Origin of the sequence: Leucobacter soli (assembly GCF_042659205.1) — a bacterium.
Taxonomy (GTDB): domain Bacteria; phylum Actinomycetota; class Actinomycetes; order Actinomycetales; family Microbacteriaceae; genus Leucobacter; species Leucobacter soli.
The window spans coordinates 1-3,840 of sequence record NZ_JBHSRW010000217.1 but is presented as its reverse complement, the minus strand read 5'-3'; the positions used below and the strand labels follow the sequence as shown (position 1 = coordinate 3,840).

Genomic DNA, 3,840 nt, shown 5'->3' with positions numbered 1-3,840 from the left:
CCGGCCGTGCCCGCGCCGGCCGTGCGCTCGCAGCCGACGTTCGCCGAGTCGTCGGCCGACTCATCCGAGAGAAAACCCTCGGGCGCGCCGGCAGTCGCGCCGGCGCCCTCGTACGCATCGGGTCCGGCCCCGGCGGAGAGCACCCGCTACGGGGAGTCCGTCGTGCGCGAACTGCTCGGCGCGCGGTTCATCGAAGAGCGGCCGTTGCCGCAGAGCGGGGAGTAGCCCATGTACGACGGCATCGTGCAGGACCTGATCGACGAGTTCGGCCGTCTGCCGGGCATCGGGCCCAAATCGGCGCAGCGGATCGCGTTCCACATCCTGCAGACCCAGAACTTCGACGTCTCCCGCCTGGCGGAGCTGCTGACCGTCGTGCGCGAGAAAGTGCGCTTCTGCGAGGTCTGCGGAAACATCACCGAGGAACAGCGCTGCTCCATCTGCCGCGACCCCCGTCGCGATCAGACCCTGATCTGCGTGGTCGAGGAGCCGAAGGACGTGGTCGCGATCGAGCGGACCCGCCAGTTCCGCGGCCTCTACCACGTGCTCGGCGGGGCGATCAGCCCCATCGACGGCATCGGCCCGGACGACCTCAGCATCCCGCAGCTCATGCGTCGGCTGAGCGCCGGCGACGGCGGGGAGCCCGTGCGCGAGGTCATCCTCGCGACCGACCCGAACCTCGAGGGAGAGGCGACGGCGGCGTACCTCTCCCGGCTCCTCAACGCCATCGAGATCCCGGTCTCCCGACTCGCCTCCGGGCTGCCCGTCGGCGGCGATCTCGAGTTCGCGGACGAGGTCACGCTCGGCCGGGCCTTCGAGGGGCGCACCCGGCTCTCCTGACACTCCCGCCGCCCGGAGCTCAGCGGCACTTCGAGGTGTCGCCCGGCGCAGCGTCAGTAATCTGCGCAGCGTCAGTAGTTTCTCAAGATTCTGGTCGACGCTGCGCAGATCCCAGACGCTGCGCAGATCCCAGATGCTGCGCGGATCTCTGACCCTGCCTGCATGTGCGGCGCGATAGACTGGTCGTTCCCATATATTTTGCGCCGTACCGCTGGAGGCTCCGTGGCATTGATCGTGCAGAAGTTCGGCGGCTCATCGGTCGCGGACGCCGAGAGCATCAAGCGTGTCGCGAAGCGGATCTCCGAGACCCGTCGGGCCGGCAACGATGTCGTGGTCGCGGTCAGCGCGATGGGCGACACCACCGACGAACTGCTCGAGCTGGCCGACGAGGTCACCCCCATCCCGGCCCCGCGCGAGCTCGACATGCTGCTGACCGCCGGCGAGCGGATCTCGATGGCGCTGCTCGCCATGGCGATCAAGGGCATGGGCTTCGAAGCGCTCTCGTTCACCGGCAGCCAGGCCGGCATGATCACCACCGCGGACCACGGTTCGGCGAAGATCGTCGACGTCACCCCGAAGCGGGTGCGCGAGGCCCTCGACCAGGGCGCCATCGCGATCGTCGCCGGCTTCCAGGGGTTCAACCGCGGCACCGGCGACATCACGACCCTCGGCCGGGGCGGATCCGACACGACCGCCGTCGCCCTCGCCGCGGCGCTCGACGCCGACGTCTGCGAGATCTACACCGATGTCGACGGCGTCTTCACCACCGACCCTCGGGTCGTTCCGCTGGCGCGCAAGATCGATCGCATCACCTTCGAGGAGATGCTCGAACTCGCCGCATCGGGCGCCAAGGTGCTGCACCTGCGCGCCGTCGAATACGCCCGCCGTCACGGCGTCGAGCTGCACGTGCGCTCGTCGTTCTCCGGCGAGCCGGGCACCGTCGTCTACGACCCCGAGAAGGGCCTCTCGGAAGGGGAGCACATGGAAGAACCGATCATCACCGGCATCGCGTTCGAGAAGAGCGAGGCGAAGATCACCGTCGCCGGCGTCCCCGATGTGCCGGGCAAGGCCGCGCAGATCTTCGAGGTCGTCGCCAAGACCAACGCCAACATCGACATGATCGTGCAGAACGTCTCGGCGGCCGACACCAACCTCACCGACATCTCGTTCACCGTGCCGATGGGCGATGGGCGACGGGTCGTCGAGGCGCTCGAGGCCGAGCGGGAGGCTCTCGCCTACGGCAGCCTGCAGTACGACGACCAGATCGCGAAGATCGCCGTCGTGGGAGGCGGGATGCGGGACGCCTCGGGTGTCTCGGCGCAGCTCTTCCGGGCCCTCTACGAGGCGGGGATCAACATCGAGATGATCTCCACCAGCGAGATCCGCGTCTCGGTCGTCACCCGCGTCGACCACATGGAGAAGGCCGTGCGCGCCCTCCACACCGCATTCGGCCTGGACGCAGAGGCGGAGGCCACCGTCTACGCCGGCACCGGCCGCTAGCCCCGTCATCCTGCGTGACGCCCTGTCCTTAACCCGCCATCCCGCGGCCGCGCAGCGGATCGCAGGATCCATCACCCGCATCTATATCCTGCGACTTCGCGCAGGATGACGGATGGAACCGTAAGGAATTGTGAACATGTCTGAAGCCAAGGGTGTGAACGTCGCCGTCGTCGGCGCCACCGGCCAGGTCGGCGCCGTGATGCGCCGCCTCCTCGACGAGCGCGGCTTCCCGATCGCGAGCCTGCGCCTCTTCTCGAGCGCACGCTCGGCGGGCACCACGCTGGAGTTCCGAGGCGAGCCGATCGTGGTCGAGGACGTCGACACCGCGGATCCGAGCGGGATCGACATCGCGCTCTTCTCGGCGGGCGGCGCGGCCTCCCGGCAGTACGCGGCCAAGTTCGCCGACGCAGGCGCCGTGGTCATCGACAACTCGAGCGCTTGGCGCCTCGATCCCGAGGTCCCCCTCGTGGTGAGCGAGGTCAACCCGCACGCGATCGGTGAGGCCGCCAAGGGCATCATCGCGAACCCCAACTGCACGACGATGGCCGCGATGCCCGTCATGAAGGCGCTGGACTCCGAGGCCGGCCTCGAGCGCCTCGTCGTCACGACCTTCCAGGCGGTCTCGGGCTCGGGGCTCGCCGGTGCGCGCGAGCTCGCCGGGCAGGTCACGGCGGCCGTCGAGGCAGGCGGGATCGAGGGGCTCGTGCACGACGGCGCCTCCGTGGACTTCCCCGCACCCGAGGTGTACACGAAGACCATCGCGTTCGACGTGCTCCCCCTCGCCGGTTCCATCGTCGACGACGGCGAGGGCGAGACCGACGAGGAGAAGAAGCTGCGCAACGAGAGCCGCAAGATCCTCGAGCTGCCGGAGCTGCGAGTCGCCGGCACCTGCGTGCGCGTCCCCGTCTTCACCGGGCACTCGCTGTCGATCCACGCGGAGTTCGCGAAGCCGATCTCGCCGGATCGCGCCCGTGAGGTGCTCGCGGACGCTCCGGGAGTCGAACTGAGCGACGTGCCGACCCCGCTCGAGGCCGCCGGCAACGACCCCTCGTACGTCGGGCGGATCCGCGCGGATCAGTCCGCGCCGGAAGGGCGCGGGCTCGTGCTCTTCATCTCGAACGACAACCTGCGCAAGGGCGCCGCGTTGAACGCGGTGCAGATCGCGGAGCTGGTCGCCGAGAAGCTGCGGGCCGCGTAAGCGGGCGCGCAGGGCGGTCCGCAGCGCGGAGCGCCGAGCCAGAGCGCGCGGTTCTGCGCGGCGGTCCGCTCGTGCTTCAGGGCGGCGCCTACGCCGGTAGGGTCTCCCGTGCCGTCTCGAGCGTGATCAGCGACGCCTCCGGTCGGCAGGCGAAGCGGATGGGCGCGTAGATCGACGCACCGAGGCCGGCGCTGACGTTCAGGTAGGCGGCGTGCTCCGCGTCGTACCAGGCGCTCAGCCCGCGCGCCTGGCGCACGGGCAGGTCGCAGTTGGCGGTGAGCGCCCCGACGCCGGGGACCCGCACC

4 protein-coding genes and 1 pseudogene are annotated in these 3,840 nt (G+C 69.8%); 4 read left to right on the top strand and 1 reads right to left on the bottom strand.

The features are described from left to right. The 4 genes from ACFPZL_RS11030 to ACFPZL_RS11015 form a co-directional block, all read left to right on the top strand. The coding region (locus ACFPZL_RS11030; protein ID WP_382335424.1) for a hypothetical protein at nucleotides 1-225 on the top strand (225 nt) is incomplete at its 5' end. 3 nt (nucleotides 226-228) lie between these two features. Further along, nucleotides 229-837, top strand: a complete 609-nt coding sequence (gene recR, locus ACFPZL_RS11025) for a recombination mediator RecR (protein ID WP_218115292.1) — start codon at nucleotides 229-231, stop codon at nucleotides 835-837. A 222-nt stretch (nucleotides 838-1,059) separates the two neighbouring features. Continuing rightward, nucleotides 1,060-2,337, top strand: a complete 1,278-nt coding sequence (locus ACFPZL_RS11020; protein WP_218115291.1) for an aspartate kinase — start codon at nucleotides 1,060-1,062, stop codon at nucleotides 2,335-2,337. A 136-nt stretch (nucleotides 2,338-2,473) separates the two neighbouring features. Then, nucleotides 2,474-3,535, top strand: a complete 1,062-nt coding sequence (locus ACFPZL_RS11015) for an aspartate-semialdehyde dehydrogenase (RefSeq protein ID WP_218115289.1) — start codon at nucleotides 2,474-2,476, stop codon at nucleotides 3,533-3,535. Nucleotides 3,536-3,623: 88 nt separating this feature from the next. Here the strand turns inward: ACFPZL_RS11015 and ACFPZL_RS11010 are convergent. Next, nucleotides 3,624-3,840, bottom strand: a pseudogene (locus tag ACFPZL_RS11010) (metallophosphoesterase); the annotation flags it as partial.